Source organism: Peribacillus sp. SIMBA_075 (genome assembly GCF_046534585.1).
Map to the genome: position 1 here is coordinate 1 of NZ_JAWRYN010001312.1, position 246 is coordinate 246.

At 43.1% G+C, this 246-nt stretch carries 1 protein-coding gene; it reads left to right on the plus strand.

The genetic code is table 11. The features are described 5' to 3' along the window. Nucleotides 1–7: 7 nt before the first annotated feature. The coding region (locus tag SB775_RS32600) for an ATP-binding cassette domain-containing protein (RefSeq protein WP_410865433.1) at nucleotides 8–246 on the plus strand (239 nt) is incomplete at its 3' end.

The following is a 246-nucleotide window of genomic DNA, read 5'->3' on the forward strand; positions in this document are numbered from 1 at the left end:
GAGATAGGTGGAACATGTGATTGAATTCAAAGGGGTTTCGAAACGTTTCAAGGACTTTGCCATTCAGGGTCTTGATTTGCAAGTGAAGAAAGGCTTTGTCACAGGGTTTATTGGGGAAAATGGTGCCGGTAAGTCGACCACCATCAAAATCATCATGAACTTGTTAAAACCGGATGCGGGTGAGGTGAAGATTTTTGGGCTAGATTATCACACGCATGAAAAAGAGATAAAGGAACGGATCGGGTT